An 18,429-nucleotide genomic window follows, 5' to 3' on the forward strand; every position below is an offset into this window, starting at 1 on the left:
ATTGACAGGAGGGATTGGGATTGCAGCGGAAAGGACAGCACAAGCGGCGTGGATTCAGTTGGTTCACGCTGATACTTTGCGTCGTGATCGGCTATTTCTCCGTCCTCCTCATTTTCCAGCAGACGTATTTGGGGCAGGTGCGGGATGACCGGATGGCAGCAGAGGCCCGCCTTGCTGCTGCACGGGAGGAGCACGAACGTCTCGTCAAGGAGAAGGAAGACCTCCAAAGCCTGGATTATATCGAGAAAATCGCACGTGAGGATCTCGGCATGACGCGCAGCGGGGAGATGCCCTACAGCATAGGACACAGGCATCCGTAAAGCGGGCGCGAAACGCAGGCTGGCCTGGCATATCCGCAGCAGGAGTGTGGCAGGTCATTTTTGGGTTTTGGGGCGTGTGCTTCGCTCGTTTTCCAGTTGACACTCGAGCGCGTGCAAGCGTATAATACAATAGGTATTTTCATGTAAGGGGTATATCCTTTCACGTACATTTTAGAGTCACGTACATTTTAGAGGAGGAAGAACGAATTTGTCGATTGAAGTAGGCAGCGTCGTCGAGGGCGTCGTTACGGGCATTACGAACTTCGGCGCGTTCATCGAGCTGCCGGAGGGCAAGACGGGGCTTGTCCACATTTCCGAGGTGGCGGATGAGTATGTCAAGGATGTCCACGATTTCCTCTCGGAACGGGACAAGGTCAAAGTCAAGGTGCTGCATGTGGATGCGCGCGGCAAGATAGGGCTTTCCATCAAGCAGGCCCAGGAGAGAAAGCCGGAGGCTGCCGGTCCTGCCCCGCGTCTTTTTCACGCGCCGCGCATGGATCGCGGATCGCGTGATTCCAAAAGAGGCGGCGGGCGCTTCGGTGATCGCGGTTCGTTTGAGGACAAGCTCTCGAAGTTCATGAAGGACAGTGATGAGCGCATGGCGGATCTTCGGCGCAAGACGGACTCCAAACGCGGCGGGCGCGGCTCGCGCAGAGCATAAGGCAAATAGGGGACTGCCTGCATGGCAGTCCTTGTTTTACTTCATAGGAGAAAGAGATGGTCGAGCGCGTTGCGCAGTTCATGCGGTCGCATGGGCTTCTGCAGGCTGGATCGCACGTCGTCGCTGCGTGTTCGGGAGGAGCGGACTCGCTCGCCCTCCTTGACATCCTGCTCGCCTTACGGAAAAAGCTCTCGCTCACCGTTACCGTCGCGCATTTCGAACACGGAATACGCGGCGGGGAGAGCCGTGCGGACGCTGCGTTTGTCGAAGCGTTCGCACGCGCGCGGGGCGCTTCGTTTCAGCTCGGCTCAGAAGACGTGCCGGCGTATGCGAAGCGGAAGCAGATGTCGCTGGAGCTTGCTGCGCGGGAGTGCCGCTATGCGTTCCTTTGGCAGGTCGTAGAGGGGAGTGGGGCGGATGCACTCGCGACGGCGCACCATGCCGACGACCAAGCCGAGACGGTGCTTATGCGCATCCTGCGCGGCACGGGGATAGACGGGCTTGCGGCGATGCGGCCGAGAAACGGGCGGCATATACGCCCGCTGCTCGCCGTGACGCGTGCCGAAATCGAAGCGTACTGCAGGGAGCGGGGGCTTGCACCGCGCCACGATGCGACGAACGACAGTGCAGACTGCATGCGAAATGCGCTCCGCCTCGATGTCCTGCCATACCTTCGGGCACATGCCAATCCTGCCGTCTCCCACGCACTTTGCCAGCTCGCGGAAATCGCAGAGGCAGAAAACGACTGCCTGGACGCCATGCTGGATCAGGCGTGGCCGGGACTTCTGAAGACGCGGGACGGACAGGCGGATGGACCAGCAAAAAAATACCTTTGGCATACGCCGTTCTGCGCCCTGCCCCTTGCCCTGCAGCGTCGTGCCCTGCGCCGCCTTTGGCGTACGGCAGGAGAGGAGCAGGATCTCGCCTTTGCCCACGTCGAAGCGCTTCGCATGCTTTTCCTCACGGGCAAGACGGGAAGCGGCCTCGACCTTCCGCATGGCAGACGAGCGGAGGTATCCTATGGCAGGCTTTTGATCCTGCCGCGCCGTTTGGCGGCAGAGAAAGCGCCGGCACCCGCATCGGTGCGCGTGCCGGGCGTGACGATTTGGGGCAAGTGGAAGCTCATGGCAAGCCTGCTCGCAGCACCGCCCGAAAGGATCGGAAGCGACGCATTTTGCCTTGCCGCACCACCACCCGAAGGGCTTTGCCTGCGCGGCCGCATGGCAGGTGATTTCATGCGCCTTGCATCAGGGCGGAAAAAATTGAAGGAAGTATGGATCGACGACAAAATTCCGCGCGAAGAGCGATCCAGGATCCCGCTTCTTGCCGTTGGGAGGGAAGTGCTTTGGATCGCAGGGCATCGTCGAAGCGCGGCGTATCAACTGGCAGGGAATGTCCCAATCGTATATTGCAGGGTTACCAGTAGGGAGCAAAATGAACATGATGGATGAAGACATTGCGCGAATTTGCTTTACAGAAGCAGCGCTCAAAGCGAAGGTTGCCGAACTCGGCAAGCGCATTTCGGAAGACTACAAGGACGCAGAGGAGACGGTCTACTGTGTGGGTATCCTGAAAGGAGCCGTCGTGTTCTATACCGACCTCGTGCGCAGCATCACGATTCCCATACACTTTGACTTTATGATCGCATCGAGCTACGGCAACGCGACGAGCACGAGCGGCTCAGTCAAAATTCTAAAGGATCTCGACTTCGATATAGAAGGAAAACACCTCATCGTTATCGAAGATATTATAGATTCGGGCACGACAATGCATTATCTCATGCGGATCTTCCGCGCGCGCAAGCCGAAGAGCGTGCGCCTCTGTGCCCTGCTCTCGAAGCCCTCGCGCCGTACGGCAGAGGTCGCTATCGACTACTGCGGCTTTGAAGTGCCGGACGAGTTCCTCGTCGGCTACGGGCTCGACTATGCAGGCGAGTACCGCAATCTGCCGTATATCGGCGTACTGAAGCCTGAAATCTATCAATAAAAATTCCAAAAGGAGGAAAAGGCTTGAATAAGTTTTTGCGCAACGTGGGCTATTATCTCTTGATAATCCTCGTCGCGATCTCCGTGATCGATTACTTTTCCGCGAAGAGCACCCAAAAGCAGGAAGTGGAGTACACCCAGTTCCTCGCAAAGGTCGACAGCGGCGAGGTGCAGAAAGTCGTGCTCATCCAGAACACGATCCACGGCACGCTTGCCGATGGAACGGAGTTCACGACGATATCGCCAGATGAGCCCTACAGCGACCCGGATCTCTACAAGAAACTGACGGACAAGGGCGTCGATATCGCGGCGGCGAATCCGCCCGAACCTCCATGGTGGTCGCAGATGCTCTCGTCCGTCCTGCCGATCCTGCTCCTCGTCGGCCTCTGGTTCTTCATGATGCAGCAGACGCAGGGCGGCGGCGGACGCGTGATGAGTTTCGGCAAGAGCCGTGCCCGCATGAGCGGTGCGGACAAGATCAAGGTCACGTTCCAGGATGTCGCGGGCGCGGACGAGGCGAAGCAGGAGCTCGAAGAAGTCGTCGAGTTCCTCAAGCAGCCGAAGAAGTTCAACGATCTTGGCGCACGCATCCCGAAGGGCGTCCTTCTTTACGGCCCTCCGGGCACGGGCAAGACGCTGCTCGCACGTGCTGTTGCAGGTGAAGCGGGCGTTCCGTTCTTTTCGATTTCGGGCTCGGACTTCGTCGAGATGTTCGTCGGCGTCGGTGCGTCGCGTGTGCGCGACCTCTTCGAGCAAGCGAAAAAGAGCGCGCCGTGCATCGTCTTCATTGACGAGATCGATGCGGTCGGCCGCCAGCGCGGCGCCGGCGTCGGCGGCGGCCATGACGAGCGTGAGCAGACGCTCAACCAGCTTCTCGTCGAGATGGACGGCTTTGCCGCCAATGAAGGCATCATCATCATCGCGGCGACGAACCGTCCCGATATTCTCGATCCCGCACTTCTGCGCCCCGGCCGATTCGATCGTCAGATCGTCGTCGACAAGCCGGACGTGCGCGGCAGGCTCGCGATTCTCAAAGTCCATACGAAGGGCAAGCCAATCGCAGGGGATGTCGACCTCGATATCCTCTCGCGCCGCACGCCTGGATTCACGGGCGCGGATCTCAGCAACCTCGTCAACGAGGCGGCGCTTCTTGCCGCACGCCGAAACAAGAAGCAAATCTTCATGGGCGAGCTCGAGGAAGCAATCGAGCGGGTCATAGCCGGACCGGAGCGCCGCAGCCATGTCATGAGCGATGAGGAAAAGAAACTTACGGCATATCACGAAGGCGGCCATACACTCGTCGGCATGATGCTGGAACACGCCGATCCCGTCCATAAAGTCACGATCATTCCGCGTGGACGCGCAGGCGGCTATACGCTCATGCTCCCGAAGGAAGACCGCAATTACGCGACGCGCTCCGAACTGCTCGACCGGCTCAAGGTCGCGATGGGCGGCCGTGTCGCCGAAGAGGTCGTATTGAAGGAGATCTCGACGGGGGCGTCACAGGACATCCAGCAGGCGTCGCGCATTGTGCGAAGCATGGTCATGCAATACGGCATGAGCGAAGTCTTGGGACCCGTCTCCTATGGAGAAGGGGCAGAGCATCAGGTGTTCCTCGGACGTGACATCAATCATCAGCGCAACTACTCTGAGGAAGTTGCGAGCGAGATCGATAAGGAAGTGCGCCGCTATATCGAAGAGGCGTACGAGGCATGCCGCAAGATCATCATAGAGAACCGCGACAAACTCGACCTCATCGCACAGGAACTCATCGAACGCGAGACGCTGACGGCGTCCGAGCTGGAAGAGCTCATGACGACGGGCAAGATCCGTGAAAAGGACGAAGATCATGACGACCGTGATGACGAGCCGAAGGATGGCGATCCTGCCGTGACGCCGCTGGCAGCATCGGAGGAGAGCGAGGAACAAGCCGCAGAGGAGGCATCGGAGGAGGAAAAGGTCTCCATCCCTGAGAAAGCGGCTGAGCCGAAGTTCAACGTCACGCATTACGACAAATAGATCGGCATGGAGAGGGGAAAACGATGACAGGCGCGGCAAAACTCTTTTCCTCGTTCCTGGTGATGAAAAAGATTCGGGATTTTGAGATGAAGGAAATTGGCGACGAGGATCATAGCGTCATTTTTCGTCCGAGCTTGTATTCACGGTGGTCATGGTGGCGCGTGTGATGGCAAGGGAACTGGAATATCACTACGGCGAATTTCTGAAGATCCTTTGGGATGCATAATGGACACGGGAAAAAAGCGGCACGACGAGGAGAATCCTCTCGTGCCGCCTTCTTTTTCCGTGATGATAGCATCGCACACGTGCTGCTGTTACGCGTTTTCCTTGCGGAATTTTTCCATGAAGTCGACGAGCGCCGCGACGCCTTCGTACGGCATGGCGTTGTAGATGGAGGCGCGCATGCCGCCGACGCTGCGATGTCCTTTGATGCCGGAAAGACCGTGCGTGAGCGCCTCGGTGACGAATTTCTTTTCGAGGTCTTCGCTTGGCAGGCGGAATGTTGCATTCATGAACGAGCGGCTTCCAGGCTCTGCATGGCCGCGGTAGAAGCCGTTGGAGCGATCGATTGCCTCATAGAGGATTTTTGCTTTCTTCTCATTGCGGCGCGCCATTTCCGTGAGGCCGCCCTGCGCCTTGATCCATGCAGCGACCTTGCCGACCATGTAGATGCAGAAGACAGGCGGCGTGTTGTAGAGCGAGTCCTTCTTGTAGAACGTCGCGTAGCGCAGCATCGTTGGCAGCTTGTCCGCATTCCTTTCGAGCAGCGATTTCTTTGCGACGACGAGGACGACGCCGGCAGGACCGAGGTTCTTCTGCACGCCCGCGTAAATGAAGTCGAACTTCTTGAAGTCGACAGGGCGTGAGAGCATGTCGGACGACATATCGGCAAAGAGCGGGATGCCGTTCGTCTCAGGCACGTAGTGGTACTCCGTGCCGTAAATCGTGTTGTTGCAGCAGATGTGGAGGTAGGCGGCGTCCGAAGGGATCTGGAGCTCTTCCTGCTGCGGGATGTGCTTGTAGCTGCCCTCTTTGCTCGATGCAGCAATCGTGCCGACGCCCAAGTGCTCCGCCTCTTTGTACGCCTTTTCTGCGAAGCTGCCCGAGAGGACGTAGGCACCCTTATGCGGCCCTGATGCGAAGTTCATCGGGATCATCGCGAACTGTTGGCTCGCACCGCCTTGGCAGAAGAGCACCTCGTAGTCATCGCCGAGCTCCATGAGCTCTTTGATGTCCTTCTTTGCCTGTTGGTGCACGGCTTCGTACTGCGGCGAGCGGTGGCTGATCTCAAGGATTGACATGCCGCTGTGGTTGAAGTTCAGAAACTCTGCCTGCGCCTCCTTGAGCACGTCCAAAGGGAGCGTGCCGGGACCAGGGTTGAAGTTATAGACGCGATCTGCTTCCATGGAAAGACCTCCTAATGCGTGTAAGCGAAAGCCCGTATTCGCGGACGAATACGTATATTCTAGCGTGAAAGATTTTGAAATGCAAGCAGAATATACATTTTTGCATCAGAGGCGCACTTGACGGCGTAAAATGGATGCGCTATAATACGCCTTGTAAAGTGAACGCGAGGAAGAGGAAGCGAAGGATACGTTCCTGAAAGAGAGCCTGCGGCAGGTGCGAGCAGGCAGGAAGATCCGACGTTCCGCCTTGGAGCGGCTGACGATGAGCCAGACGGGTGCGCCCGATACAGCGCCAGGAGAGGTACGTTTTGCGTACCACTTGGGTGGCACCGCGGAGCAAGCGCTTCGTCCCAAATCGGGACGCGGCGCTTTTTTATTTCCGGCTCGGCGATTCGTTCGCGGGCGGAAGCAAAGGAAAGGGAGAGCAACATGAAGGTACTGGCAGCAGACGGCATTTCACCGAAGGGCATTGCGCTTTTGCAGGAGGAATTTGAGGTGGACGTGCGCGACAAGATCTCGGCAGAGGAGCTTCTTTCCATCATTCCCGAATACGACGCATTGCTCGTGCGCTCGGCATCGAAGGTCACGGCAGAGGTCATCGGCCGCGCCGCGAAGCTCAAGATTATCGGGCGCGCAGGCGTCGGCGTCGACAACATCGACATCCCTGCCGCGACGGCGAAGGGAATCATCGTAATAAACTCGCCGGGCGGCAACACGATTGCGGCGACGGAGCACACGATGGCCATGATGCTCGCGCTCTCGCGCAACATCCCCATCGCGAATGAGACGATGCAGAAGGGCGAGTGGAACCGCAAGAAGTACGTCGGCGTCGAGCTGCGCGGCAAGACGCTCGGCGTCATCGGCATGGGGCGCATCGGCGCGGGCGTCGCAAAACGCGCGATGGCATTCGATATGGATGTCATCGCCTACGACCCGTACATCAATGAGGAGCGTGCAAAGTCGCTCGGCGTGACGATTGGAACGCTCGATGATGTCATCGGGAAGGCGGACTTCATCACGGTGCACATGCCACTAACGAAGGAAACGAAAGGCATGATTTCGCTTGCCGAGATGAAGCGCATGAAAAAAGGCGTCCGCCTCATCAACTGCGCGCGCGGCGGCATCATCGTCGAGGAAGACCTCGCCGAGGCCGTAAAAAGCGGCCTTGTCGCGGGCGCGGCAATCGACGTGTTCACGAGCGAGCCGGTCGGTCTGGGTCATCCGCTCGTCGGCGTTCCGGGCATCATCCTGACGCCGCATCTCGGCGCGTCGACGGTCGAGGCACAGATCGGCGTATCCATCGACGTCGCTGAAGGCGTCCATGCGGCGCTCCATGGCGAGCCGGTCGCGACGGCAGTCAACATGGCGCCTGTATCGCGCGAGGTCATGCGCGTGATTGCGCCGTACCTTACCCTCGCCGAGCGCCTCGGCGGCATGGTCGTCGGCATGGCGGACGGTGCGATTGAGGAAGTCGAGGTCACCTACAAGGGCGAAATCATGGAAGTCAGCACGGGGCTTTTGACGACGGCTGTTGTCAAGGGGATGCTGAACCCCATCTTGGAGGACACGGTCAACTACGTCAACGCGCCGAGCCTCGCGAAAGACCGCGGCATCACCGTCACCGAGCGCAAGCAGAAAGAGTCGAAGCACTATGAGAGCCTCATCTCCGTCCGCATCAAAGCAGGCGGCAAGGAACTCACCGTCGCGGGGACGCTCTTCGGTACGGAAGGGCGCATCGTCCGCATCAATAAGTTCCGCGTCGATGTCGACCCGCACGCACGCCTCCTCGTCTGCCCGCATACCAACCGACCCGGCATCATTGGTGCGGTCGGCACATTGCTCGGCCGTGCGAATATCAACATCTCAGGCATGCAGGTCGGCCGTACGGAAATCGAAGGCACAAACATCATGGTGCTGACCATTGACCATGATATTCCCGGGGATATGCTCGAAAAAGTCAAGGCAATCGATGGCATCTTCGGGGCGAAGCTTGTCAACTTCTATGCAATCTGAGCCTTGGATGCGCTGCCCATGCAGTTTGTCTGCATGGGCATTTTTCTTTGCCAAATACGAAACCGTGATGATCTTAAGATCGGAAGAAAGGAAGAGGGTACACGTGCCATTCCAGACGGATTTGGTAAGGGAAGGAAAAGGCCCTTGCAGGAGATAGGATTCTCGCAAGAGCCTTTTTTATGGATTCTTCCACGCCTTGATAGCCGCAAGGCGGTCTTTGAATCGCCCTTCGACGCCTTCTTCTGTGGGGCGGTAGTAGCTGCGTCCGACGAGGGAATCGGGCAGGCACTGCATGCGTGCCATTTTTTCCTTGGTGTTGTGTGCGTAGATGTAGCCCTTTCCGTAGCCGACTTCCTTCATGAGGCGCGTCGGCGCGTTGCGGATATTCATGGGGACGGGTTCAGATAGCTCCCTTAGCGCGTCGGTCTTTGCTTCGTTGTAGGCGACTTCCATCGCGTTGGACTTCGGCGCGAGCGAGAGGTAAACAACGGCCTCTGTAAGGTGTACATTGCATTCGGGATAGCCGATGAGGTGGCACGCCTGAAAGGCAGCGACGGCAATTTCGAGCGCGCGCGGGTCGGCGAGCCCGACGTCCTCGCTCGCAAAGCGCGTGACGCGCCGCGCGATGTACATGGGATCCTCGCCTGCCTCAAGCATGCGCGCGAGCCAGTAGACGGCGGCGTCGGGGTCGGAGTTCCGCATCGATTTGTGCAGGGCGGAGATGAGGTTGTAGTGCTCTTCCCCCTTCTTGTCATAGAGAAGCGATTTTTTCGAGGTGCACTGTTCGATGGTTTCGGCGGTAACGGTCGTCTTTCCATCCGCCGTATCGCCGTTTAGGATTGCCATTTCGAGCACGCCGAGTGCCATGCGCGCATCGCCGTTTGCGAAATTTGCAATACGCGCGAGGAGATCCGGCTCGATGGCGATGTCCTGCCCGCCGAAGGCGCGCGGGTTTTTGAGCGCGTTTTCGAGCAGATGCGTGAGGTCGCCTTCCGTGAGCGCGTGCAGCACGAATACCTTGCAGCGCGAGAGCAGGGCGCTGTTCAGCTCAAACGAAGGATTCTCCGTCGTCGCGCCGATGAGAATGATGCTGCCGTGTTCGACGAAGGGCAGGAAGGCATCTTGCTGCGCCTTGTTGAAGCGATGGATCTCGTCGACGAACACGATGGTGCGCTCGCCGTAGGAACGGTTTTTCTCCGCCTGCTGCATGACGGAACGAATCTCCTTGACGCCGCTCGTGACAGCGGAAAACGTCAGGAAGCTCGCCTTCGTGCGCCCCGCGATGATGCGCGCGAGCGTCGTCTTGCCCGTGCCGGGCGGGCCCCAGAAGATCATGGAGGAGATTTGGTCGCTCTCAATGAGGCGGCGCAAGATCTTTCCCTTGCCGAGGAGATGCTCCTGCCCGACGTATTCCGCAAGCGTCTGCGGGCGCAGCCGCTCCGCGATCGGCGCGGGGACTTCCCCGGCAAACAGGCTCGTTTCCAGATCCAATGGGCTCACCTCTTTCTATTGGTCTGTCGGGCAATTCAATCTGTTCCCATTATAGCATAAACGGCAAGCGCCGTGCCTGCGCCAAATGGGGCATAAAGTTTATTCTTAACGTATATAATCATAAAATATATTTAGCTTATACTTCGTGTGCCTTTTCCCGTTCCATTTGGCTTGCGATTGGTTGTCTTCCCCGCGCGCATGGCGGGGCTCATCGCCGTCCTGTTCGTGCTCGGCATCGGCATTTGGGCAGAGCCCCTTTCGGTGTGCCGCAACATCGCCGTATTCCGTTTCATGCGATAAGGAAATCCAATTTTTGCTCCTGCCTGCTTTCGCGGCAGGAGTTTTTTCGTCATGCGCGAAACTTACCGAATATAGAGTGAATTCATCCGTACATTCGCAAGGAGGGACTGCTATGCCGATGTACCGAAAGTCCATGCTTGTCCTGCTCGTGCTCGTGCTTGCTGTGATAGGCGGCATGGTATACGGCTTCGAGACGAAAGATGCCGTAGAGCCTTTGGCTGCGGGAACGGCGGAGCAGGGAGAGCCGGCGCGCCTTGCTGTCTACGTGACGGGTGCCGTCAATAAGCCCGGCGTCGTATCACTCGTGGAGGGCGCACGCATCGCCGATGCCGTGAACGCCTGCGGCGGCCTCTTGCCGACGGCGGACGCAGAGAAAATCAATATGGCGCAGCCCGTGAAGGACGGCGCACAGATTCGCGTGCCCGAAAAGCAGTCGATGCCTGCGCTGCCCGCGGGAAAGAGCGGTACGGATGGGAAAACGGCGGGAAGCGCGGCAGGGCAAAGGGACCGCGTCAATATCAATACGGCGGATGAAAAGGCACTGGACAGCCTGCCGGGCATAGGTCCCGCGATGGCGAAGCGCATCATCGAGTACCGCGAGACGCAGGGCGCATTTCAGAGCATCGAGGATCTACAAAATGTGAAGGGAATCGGCAAAGCGAAATTTGAGAAGATGAAGGACAAAATCTGCATTTAAGCCGCAGCATGGCGCAGCTCTCAGGAATGCTGCCGCTCGGTCTTGTGTGCCGTCTCCGCCAAAGCTTCCGCATGCCCTGTCAATGCGGCAAACGGGGCGAACTGTGCCGCGCGCTTTTCGCGCGGCATGGGGGGATGCGCCTTGGAAATGGGACGCGGCATGTGCAGGATATCGCCGTAGCGGCTTTGAACCTCGGCTTCTTTCATGCGCGATGCCCTCCGATCTGATTGTTTCGCGCGATGGCAGTCGCGCCTTCCTGTAGGCTGGCTGCGCGCAGGAGCGCGTTCTTTCCGTATTTTTGTTTCACGGATAGGATTGCTTCCTGCATGGATTTTTCGCGGCGCTCGTCCGATTCGTTTTTGGCGTCTGCCCTCGTCTCGTCCATGAGCCCTGCGAAGAGATTGGTCGCGTATGGGTCGCCTTTTTCGCATGCCGAACGTTCCCTTTGGACGTGGCTTGCCGTGACGGTGATGCGGTGGACGAGCAGTCCGGGATTCGCGATGCGGATGAAAAGCGCCATGGTGCGTGCGGTGATTTCGCGCGATGAGGCGGTGCAGCGCGTGAAGGACTCACTGCCGTGCGCCGCCTTGGGAACGATGCGCCCGTAATGGTCGGTATGCGTCGCGCCGTCGTAGCCGCCGTTTGCCAAGCTTTCCCTGCTGTAGCCGATGGTGAGCGTGATTTGATCGGTGACGAGCCGTTTTTCGACGAGGTCGAGCGCGAGCTGCTCTGCCATTTCGCGCACGACGATGCGTGCCTTGTCAAAGGAGTAGGGGGACTGGAGCACTTGCCCGGCACCCATGCTGTGCGCTTTTGGCTCGTATGCCTTGATGTCCGCCATCGTGCAGGGTTCATATCCCCACGCATGGTCGATGAGAAGCTCGGCATTGACGCCGAAGAGACGGTAGAGCAGGTCTTCGTTATGGTAGTCCCTTGCCGTGCCGAGCGAGCAGCGCGCGATGTCGCCCATCGTAAAGAGCCCATGCGCAATGAGTTTTTTGGCATATCCTCGACCGACGCGCCAAAAATCGGTGAGCGGACGATGCGCCCAAAGCTGCTCCCGATAGCGTCTTTCATCGAGTTCGGCGATGCGGACGCCATCGCGGTCGGGCGCCATGTGCTTTGCCACGATGTCCATTGCGATCTTGGCGAGGTAGGGATTCGTTCCGATTCCGGCTGTCGCCGTGATGCCCGTCTCGCGCAGGATCGCGCGTATCATGCGGAGTGCGAGCGCATGCGGCGTTGCATGGTACATGAGGAGGTAGTCTGTCACGTCGATGAATACCTCGTCGATGGAGTAGACGTGGATGTCCTCGGGTGCGACGTAGCGCAGGTAGACCGCATAAATGCGCGCGCTGTAGTCGATGTAGAGCGCCATGCGCGGCACGGCGATGATATAGCTTGCGGCGAGGCTGGGATTTTGGGTGAGTTCCGCCTTGTCCGTGGATTCCCCGACGAGCCTGCGGTGCGGCGCACGAAGTGCCCGTCCGCGATTGACCTCGCGTATGCGCTGGATGACTTCAAAGAGGCGCGGGCGTCCGGGCACGCCGCATTCCTTGAGTGCGGGCGATACGGCAAGGCAGATCGTCTTTTCCGAGCGGCTTTTGTCGGCGACGACGAGATTCGTGCCGAGCGGGTCGAGCCCGCGCTCGTGGCACTCGACAGAGGCGTAAAATGACTTTAGGTCAATGGCGAGATAGGCACGTGGGATCATCGCAATCCGGGCTCCTTTCAGAATATATGTTCGCCAATATTGTATCATGTGATGTACGAGAAGGCAAGGCCGTGTAATTTTTCTGCTGGGAAGGGTTTTTCGGCAAAAGCGCGAATACGTTTATATACGCGAATCAGCAAACCGTAGAATGCAACCCTTGGAGATGCTTTTTTGGAGATGATTTTTTGATCCCATTTCTCCGCCATCTTTCCTCGTTTCAAATTATCACGCTCAGCTTTATTGTCCTTATCGGATGCGGGACGGGACTTCTCATGCTTCCCATTGCGACGCAGGCGCGTATTTCCACAGATGTTCTTTCTGCGCTCTTTACCGCGGTCTCTGCCTCCTGCGTGACAGGGCTTGTCGTGGTGGATACAGCGAGCCATTGGTCGCTTTTCGGACAGGCCGTTATCCTCTTGCTTATCCAGATCGGTGGGCTCGGTGTCATCACCATGGCCGTTGCCATCACAGTCGCTTCGGGACAGAAGGTTGGACTCATGCAGCGAAGTACGATGCAGGACGCCCTTTCCCTGCACCAGCTCGGCGGAATCGTACGCCTGCTGCGTTTTGTGCTCACGTTTGCAGCAGGCATCGAGCTATGCGGCACGCTCCTGCTTTTCCCTGTCTTTTTTCAAGACTTCGGCGCTCTTGACGGGCTTTGGATGGCGCTTTTCCACGCCGTCTCCGCTTTCTGCAATGCAGGCTTTGACCTCATGGGAACCAAAGGCGGCGGATCCCTCATGGCATACGTCGCCAATCCTTGGGTGAATGTCGTCATCATGGCGCTTATCGTTAGCGGCGGACTTGGCTTCCTGACCTGGGCAGACCTGCACCAAAACGGGCTCCGTATTCGCCGATGGCGATTCCAGACAAAAGCCATCTTGTCGATGACCGCTTTCCTCATCCTTTTCCCTGCCATTATCTTCTATTTCGGCGACATGGGATTCCTTGCGGACGGGCGCGGGCTTGCCGCAGTTTTTCAAGCCGTCACGGCACGCACGGCGGGCTTCAATACGATCCATATTGAAGATATGACGGAAGCCGGCAAGTGCATGATGGTGCTCCTCATGTTCACGGGCGGCGCACCGGGGTCGACGGCGGGCGGCATCAAGACGACTACGGCATTCACACTCTTGGTCACGGCGCTATCCATACTCCGCTATCGACTGGATATCGAATGCTTTTCGCGGCGCATCTCGCTCGAGACGCTGCAAGAAGCCGTTGCCATCTTTCTCCTGTACGCCATGCTGCTCTTTTCCAGCAGCATCTTCTTCTCGTACTTTGACGGTGCAGGGATGCTCGACAGTCTTGTTGAAACGTCTTCAGCATTGGGTACGGTCGGGCTCTCCATAGGGCTGACGGAACGGCTTTCCGCTCCGTCGAAGTGCCTTTTGATGTTTCTCATGTACTTTGGCCGCGTCGGTGCGCTGACACTCGTCTATGCCTTGCACAGCAAAAAATCGCATTTGGCAAGGCGAATGCCGGAAGGAAAGCTTACCATCGGCTGACCGGACACTATGATTTGCATACGGCAGAGAGGTCTCTTATGAAATCCGTTCTTCTCATCGGACTGGGACGCTATGGACGCCACGTCGCCCGTAAACTTTGCGAACAGGGAAACGAAGTCTTGGCGGTCGACAAGAATGAAGAACTCGTCAACCAAGTTCTTTCCTTTGTGACAAACGCGCTCATCGCCGACAGTACCGATCAAAACTTTCTCGCCTCCCTAGGCGTTCGTAACTTTGATGTGGCCATCGTAGCCATTGGCGACGACTTTCAGAGCTCGCTCGAAACGACGCTCCAATTAAAGGAACTCGGTGCGCGCCAAATTGTCGCAAGGGCTGCCAGCAGCATCCATGAAAAAATTCTTTTCAAGAGCGGTGCCGATGAGGTTGTCTACCCGGAAAAACAACTTGCTCTGTGGACGGCAATGCGCTATGGGAGCGATCATCTGCTCGACTACTTTGCCCTGAGCAGCCGCTACGGTGTCTATGAGGTAACGATGCCGACCAATTGGGCAGGGCATACCGTCGGTGAGCTCGACATCCGCCGCAACTACCATGTCAACGTCCTTGGCGTACGCCTCGGTGGGCACTTGACGGTTGACATTACGCCGAAAACCAAGCTGCAGGAGGGGGACACCGTCTTGATTCTTGGAAAACACGATAACATTGAAGCGATCATCGGGAAATTTTGACCATTTACGCAGCGCCTTTCGCCTGCATCCAAGCAGGATAGCAGGATAGCAGGATGCATTCCATGAATTTATGCGGTATTGGCGTGATGAAGATGGATTCCATTTGTGAGGAGGATTTGTATGAGCACGAAACTGACGGAGCTTCTCGGGATCGAATATCCGATCCTGCAGGGCGGCATGGCTTGGATCTCGGATGCGGCGCTCGCATCGGCGGTATCGAATGCAGGCGGCGCGGGCATCGTCTCGACGGGCGGGCGCACGACGGCGTACACGCGTGATGAGATTCGCCGCTGCCGCACGCTCACCGAGAAGCCGTTCGGCGTCAATGTCATGCTGATGGCGCCAAATAAGGACGAGATCGTTGCCGTTATCTGTGAGGAGAAGCCGGCGTTTGTCACGCTCGGTGCGGGCAATCCCGTTCCGTATTTTGAGACGCTCCATGCGGCGGGCATCAAAGTCATTCCCGTCGTGCCGAATGTCAAGCTCGCGAAGCGCGTCGAGGCAAAGGGGGCAGATGCGATCGTCGTGGAGGGCATGGAGGCGGGCGGCCATATCGGCTCGATCTGCACGATGCCGCTGATGACGCAGGTCATTCCGGAGGTCTCGATTCCCGTCGTCATGGCGGGTGGGTTTGCCGACGGCAGAGGGCTTGCCGCTGCGCTTACGATGGGTGCCGCGGGCGTGCAGATGGGCACGCGGTTCCTGGTCGCCGAGGAGTGTCCCGTCCATCCGAACGTCAAGCAGAAACTCATCGAGGCGGTCGATACGGACAGCATTGTGACAGGCGCGACGATCGGTGGGGCAGTGCGCGGCCTGCGCAACAAGTTCGCCGAGGAATTCGTCGCGCTTGAGTACTCGGGCAAGGCGACGAAGGAAGAGCTTCTCGAAAAAGCGACGGGCACGAACAAGCTCGCCGCCGTCGACGGCGACACGGAAAACGGCATGATACAGGCGGGACAGAGCCTGATGCCGCTTACGAGAATCGAGCCGGTGAAAGCGATCGTAGAAGGGATTGTAAACGAGGCGCGCGAGACGCTTCGTGCAGCAGCGCGGATTTCGCTCTAGGGAGCGCGGATCGAACTCGTCTGGAGGAGGGGAGGCGCGCGAAATGGAGCAGGGACAGCATCCCAAATGCTTTGCCGCAGGGCTTCTCCTGGTGCTCGCACTCGGCATTTACGCGGCGCACGCCGCATTTTTTCCTGTGATGCCGCTTTGCATCGTCCTGGGCATTCTCTTTCTTTTGAGCGCGTTCCTTGCGTGGCGCAGCAGCAGGTGGACCTTTCTGTCCTTCCTGCTGCTCTTTTTTGTGCTCGGCATCGTGCGCGGCGCGATGGGGTTCTCGCTGCCCGCAAATGATATTTCGCACATTCCAGGAAGCGATGTAAAGGTGCGCGGCATCCTGCGGGAAGCACCGCAGGAGAGCATGAACGGGCGAGGTGAGGCGCGGTCGCGCTATCGCATCGAGGTCACGGAGGTGAAGCGGCCGCGCGACGAGGATTGGAAGACGGCATCGGGCGGACTGCGGATCTATGCACAGGGCGCAGCAAAGGAGGCGCAGATCGGCGACAGGGTCACAGCGTCGGGAAATCTGCGCCTGCCGCACAGCTATCGCAATGAAGGGCAGATCGATACGGTGCTGCTGCTTCGCGCAGACGGCATCACGGCATCGCTCATGGCAAAGGCGTCGCAGGTGAAAATCGAATCGCGCGATGCAGGGTGGCGCGATGCCGTGCTTCGCATCGGCACACGCCTTCGGGCGCATTACTTCGAGACGATGCAAAAAAGCATGGCACGTCCCGATGCAGCAGCGCTGTTTGCCATGCTTTTCGGCGGCTACGATGGGATCAAAGAGTCGCTCGTCGATTCCTTTGTGACGACGGGACTCGTCCATATCCTTTCCGTTTCAGGCTCGCACGTCAGCCTGCTCGCAGCGACGATTGCATGGCTTGGACTCCTGCTTCGCCTGCCGCGCCCGCTTACGGCAGGACTCGTGCTGCTCGCCGTCGCCTTCTACGTTATCCTTGCCGGCTGCGTGCCGCCTGCCGTTCGGTCGGGAGTCATGGGCGGGCTCGCCTTTATTGCTCTTGCCATTGATCGAGAGCATGAGGGACAGTACATCATGCTTTTGACGGGCATGCTTATGCTTGCCGCATCGCCGTTGTTGCTCTTTCATATCAGCTTTCAGCTATCCTTTGCAGCGACGGCGGGACTCCTTTTCCTCGCGCCCGTTTTCCGCACATGGATGAAGGCGCACGGCCTGCCGAACTTCGCTGCGGCAGGTCTCTCGATCACGCTCGCCGCCCAGCTTGCGACACTGCCGCTGCTCGCCTATTACTTTGGGCGCGTGTCGCTCGTTGCGTTCCTCGCCAATCTTATCCTCGTGCCGCCCGTGGAGCTGCTCATCGTCATCGCGCTCTTCGGCGGCATGGCGGCGCTCGCCCTGCCGATCCTTGGGCAGCTCGTGTTCGCCCTGCTCGGTCTTTTGCTTGGGTTCGTCTACGAATTGGCACGGAAGCTTTCTGGAATGCCGCTTGCGATGGTCGGCGTATCCGCGATGGGAGCAGGAAAGACGGCGTGCTATTACCTCGCGTTGTCTTTCCTGCTCTTTCCCGATTGCCTGAGGAATAGACTTCGAGAATATGCGAGTCTTTTCCATAGACGGGAAGTATGCGCTATTGCATCCGTATCGCTGCTCCTGCTCTTATTGCATGCTGTCCTTGCGCCGAAAACGATGGAGGTGCATTTCCTCGATGTCCATCAAGGCGACGCATGCCTCATCAAGACGCCGCATGGACATGCCTTTTTTATCGATACGGGCGGCACGCGCGATGGAGCATACGACGTGGGCAAGCAGATCGACGTGCCGTATCTTCGCCGGAATGGCATTCGTTCGCTCGATGCGATCTTTCTCTCGCACGCGCATGAAGATCATGCGGCAGGTGCGGGCGGTATCCTGCGTGAATTGCCAGTATATCATGTTTATACTGCATCAGAAGGAAGAAATGTGTATGCGAAAAGCATGGGGATGTCTATCGCAGATCCGCTTTTGGATACGCTGACGCCGCTTTGCACAGGGGAACGCTTTGCGATTGATGGCGTGACGGTAGACGTGCTCTTTGCACCCGCTGCGGCACAGATGAACGGAAGCGGGAATGAAGCGTGTGATGTGCTTCGCGTAAGCTACGGGGATGTTTCGATCCTATTTACGGGCGATATGGAAGAGCCGGAAGAGCACGATCTGCTCGCGCATGGAATCGATCCGGCGAGTACCGTCCTGAAGGTCGGCCATCACGGTGCGGCGACCTCGACGAGCGGGGCATTCCTTCGCGCTGTCGCGCCGAAGCTTGCCGTCATCTCGGTCGGCGCGGACAACACGTATGGGCATCCTGCCCCCGCTGTGCTCGCGCGGCTGGAAGCGCAGGGCGCTTCCGTCCTGCGCACGGATGAGCAGGGTGCGGTCATTCTCACGACGGACGGAAAGGGCGTCCAAGTGAAAACGTATATTGGCGCCACCGTTCCGTAGAAGCAGCAGGCAATGCCAGATATCGCAGTCAACCGCATTCGATAGGGATAAAATGTTCTAAGAGAGAGTACGCAAAAGACCGTTCTTGCGGTATAATGCGGTA

The 18,429-nt window shown here is 58.3% G+C and carries 17 protein-coding genes; 12 read left to right on the forward strand and 5 right to left on the reverse strand.

Translation table 11 applies throughout. From position 1 onward, the window contains the following. Positions 1-20 precede the first annotated feature (20 nt). From HMPREF1985_RS06175 to ftsH, 5 genes are all read left to right on the forward strand, one after another. On the forward strand, positions 21-320 hold the full coding sequence (locus HMPREF1985_RS06175) for an FtsB family cell division protein (RefSeq protein ID WP_021771669.1): 300 nt from the start codon (positions 21-23) through the stop codon (positions 318-320). Between the two features lie 208 nt (positions 321-528). Next, positions 529-981, forward strand: a complete 453-nt coding sequence (locus HMPREF1985_RS06180; protein WP_021771670.1) for a S1 domain-containing RNA-binding protein — start codon at positions 529-531, stop codon at positions 979-981. Positions 982-1,037: 56 nt separating this feature from the next. Continuing rightward, positions 1,038-2,432 carry a tRNA lysidine(34) synthetase TilS gene (gene tilS, locus HMPREF1985_RS06185; RefSeq protein ID WP_021771671.1) on the forward strand — a complete coding sequence of 465 codons (1,395 nt, stop codon included), beginning with the start codon at positions 1,038-1,040 and terminating at the stop codon, positions 2,430-2,432. Next, on the forward strand, positions 2,422-2,967 hold the full coding sequence (hpt, locus tag HMPREF1985_RS06190; RefSeq protein WP_040637229.1) for a hypoxanthine phosphoribosyltransferase: 546 nt from the start codon (positions 2,422-2,424) through the stop codon (positions 2,965-2,967). Before tilS ends, hpt begins: the two co-directional genes overlap by 11 nt. Positions 2,968-2,990: 23 nt before the next feature. Continuing rightward, complete coding sequence (ftsH, locus tag HMPREF1985_RS06195; RefSeq protein WP_021771673.1) at positions 2,991-4,985, forward strand: ATP-dependent zinc metalloprotease FtsH; 1,995 nt, start codon at positions 2,991-2,993, stop codon at positions 4,983-4,985. A gap of 314 nt (positions 4,986-5,299) precedes the next feature. On the opposite strand, the gene serC is transcribed toward ftsH, so the two are convergent. Next, positions 5,300-6,391, reverse strand: coding sequence for a 3-phosphoserine/phosphohydroxythreonine transaminase (gene serC / locus HMPREF1985_RS06200; RefSeq protein ID WP_021771675.1), 1,092 nt, complete (start codon positions 6,389-6,391; stop codon positions 5,300-5,302). A gap of 429 nt (positions 6,392-6,820) precedes the next feature. Between serC and serA the strand changes: the two genes are divergently transcribed. After that, positions 6,821-8,404 carry a phosphoglycerate dehydrogenase gene (gene serA, locus HMPREF1985_RS06205; protein WP_021771676.1) on the forward strand — a complete coding sequence of 528 codons (1,584 nt, stop codon included), beginning with the start codon at positions 6,821-6,823 and terminating at the stop codon, positions 8,402-8,404. 177 nt (positions 8,405-8,581) lie between these two features. On the opposite strand, the gene HMPREF1985_RS06210 is transcribed toward serA, so the two are convergent. After that, positions 8,582-9,895, reverse strand: coding sequence for a replication-associated recombination protein A (locus HMPREF1985_RS06210; protein ID WP_021771677.1), 1,314 nt, complete (start codon positions 9,893-9,895; stop codon positions 8,582-8,584). Positions 9,896-10,066: 171 nt separating this feature from the next. Here HMPREF1985_RS06210 and HMPREF1985_RS11720 point away from each other — a divergent pair, with 171 nt between their 5' ends. Together HMPREF1985_RS11720 and HMPREF1985_RS06220 are read left to right on the forward strand one after the other, a co-directional pair. Then, positions 10,067-10,195 (forward strand): hypothetical protein, encoded by a 129-nt coding sequence (locus HMPREF1985_RS11720; protein WP_255349300.1) that lies wholly within the window; start codon positions 10,067-10,069, stop codon positions 10,193-10,195. Positions 10,196-10,307: 112 nt separating this feature from the next. After that, positions 10,308-10,892, forward strand: coding sequence for a ComEA family DNA-binding protein (locus tag HMPREF1985_RS06220; RefSeq protein WP_040637231.1), 585 nt, complete (start codon positions 10,308-10,310; stop codon positions 10,890-10,892). A gap of 20 nt (positions 10,893-10,912) precedes the next feature. Here HMPREF1985_RS06220 and HMPREF1985_RS06225 read toward each other — a convergent pair whose 3' ends face one another. From HMPREF1985_RS06225 to HMPREF1985_RS11590, 3 genes are read right to left on the reverse strand one after another with little or no spacing between them, the layout of a single operon-like run. After that, a complete protein-coding gene (locus HMPREF1985_RS06225) occupies positions 10,913-11,098 on the reverse strand; it encodes a hypothetical protein (protein ID WP_021771680.1) in 186 nt (61 codons plus the stop codon). Continuing rightward, positions 11,095-12,606 carry a Y-family DNA polymerase gene (locus tag HMPREF1985_RS06230; RefSeq protein ID WP_040637232.1) on the reverse strand — a complete coding sequence of 504 codons (1,512 nt, stop codon included), beginning with the start codon at positions 12,604-12,606 and terminating at the stop codon, positions 11,095-11,097. The genes HMPREF1985_RS06225 and HMPREF1985_RS06230 overlap by 4 nt, the downstream gene beginning before the upstream one ends. A 44-nt stretch (positions 12,607-12,650) precedes the next feature. Beyond that, positions 12,651-12,812 (reverse strand): hypothetical protein, encoded by a 162-nt coding sequence (locus HMPREF1985_RS11590; RefSeq protein WP_021771682.1) that lies wholly within the window; start codon positions 12,810-12,812, stop codon positions 12,651-12,653. Between HMPREF1985_RS11590 and HMPREF1985_RS06235 the strand changes: the two genes are divergently transcribed. The 4 genes from HMPREF1985_RS06235 (at position 12,792) to HMPREF1985_RS06250 (ending at position 18,326) form a co-directional block, all read left to right on the forward strand. Then, positions 12,792-14,114 (forward strand): TrkH family potassium uptake protein, encoded by a 1,323-nt coding sequence (locus tag HMPREF1985_RS06235; RefSeq protein WP_040637233.1) that lies wholly within the window; start codon positions 12,792-12,794, stop codon positions 14,112-14,114. The genes HMPREF1985_RS11590 and HMPREF1985_RS06235 overlap by 21 nt on opposite strands. Before the next feature lie 38 nt (positions 14,115-14,152). Further along, on the forward strand, positions 14,153-14,803 hold the full coding sequence (locus HMPREF1985_RS06240) for a potassium channel family protein (protein ID WP_021771684.1): 651 nt from the start codon (positions 14,153-14,155) through the stop codon (positions 14,801-14,803). Positions 14,804-14,923: 120 nt separating this feature from the next. Continuing rightward, entirely contained in the window at positions 14,924-15,868 is a 945-nt protein-coding gene (locus tag HMPREF1985_RS06245; RefSeq protein ID WP_021771685.1) for a nitronate monooxygenase, read from the forward strand. Between the two features lie 43 nt (positions 15,869-15,911). Next, entirely contained in the window at positions 15,912-18,326 is a 2,415-nt protein-coding gene (locus tag HMPREF1985_RS06250; RefSeq protein ID WP_021771686.1) for a DNA internalization-related competence protein ComEC/Rec2, read from the forward strand. The last annotated feature ends 103 nt before the right edge of the window (positions 18,327-18,429 follow it).

It is taken from the genome of Mitsuokella sp. oral taxon 131 str. W9106 (genome assembly GCF_000469545.1).
In the GTDB taxonomy this organism is placed as follows: domain Bacteria; phylum Bacillota; class Negativicutes; order Selenomonadales; family Selenomonadaceae; genus AWVT01.